A 720-nucleotide genomic window follows, 5' to 3' on the forward strand; every position below is an offset into this window, starting at 1 on the left:
GGCCGTCACACGCCGTTCTTCACCAACTACCGTCCGCAGTTCTATTTCCGCACGACCGACGTGACCGGCATCGTGTCGCTGCCGGAAGGCACCGAGATGGTGATGCCGGGCGACAACATCACGGTCGATGTCGAGCTGATCGTGCCGATCGCCATGGAAGAGAAGCTGCGCTTCGCCATCCGTGAAGGCGGCCGCACCGTCGGTGCCGGCATCGTCGTCACCATCAAAGAGTAATCGACGCCGGCGTTGCCGGCTAGATCGAAATGCGAAAGGGCAGTCCTCGGGCTGCCCTTTTTGCTTTTGGGGCACCGCCGATATGCACCTGCGCAGTCGCTCCAAAACCTGTTGCAAGCCTTCAAACCTGAACTAGTATAGGTTGCATAGCGGGGGCTTGCCCAAATGGTTCCATGGCACCGTTTGAATGGCCAGACATGGTGGACGCTGGGGGTGATCTGCCTGGCGTCGTTCCTTGTCATGGGACACGCTGCCTTCGCGGCGAATACAAAAAAATCTGCGCCGGATCTTGGCCCGACGATGCGGTTTGTCGTCGTCCGCAGCAGCGCGCCTGGTTGCGAACCGATCTGCCCGGAATGGATATCGGCTGAAGGCTCGATAGAAGCCGGCACGCCGGCCCTGTTCAAACGCACGCTCAAAGCACTCGGCGGCCGAAAACTGCCTGTTGTCGTGGACTCTCCCGGCGGCAACGTCGAAGCGGCGCTG

At 60.8% G+C, this 720-nt stretch carries 2 pseudogenes; both read left to right on the forward strand.

The window, feature by feature from the left end:
- A pseudogene (tuf, locus tag E5W87_RS35505) lies at nt 1-234 on the forward strand (elongation factor Tu); the annotation flags it as partial.
- Between the two features lie 240 nt (nt 235-474).
- A pseudogene (locus E5W87_RS35510) lies at nt 475-720 on the forward strand (hypothetical protein); the annotation flags it as partial.

It is taken from the genome of Mesorhizobium sp. (assembly GCF_004962925.1).
Taxonomy (GTDB): domain Bacteria; phylum Pseudomonadota; class Alphaproteobacteria; order Rhizobiales; family Rhizobiaceae; genus Mesorhizobium.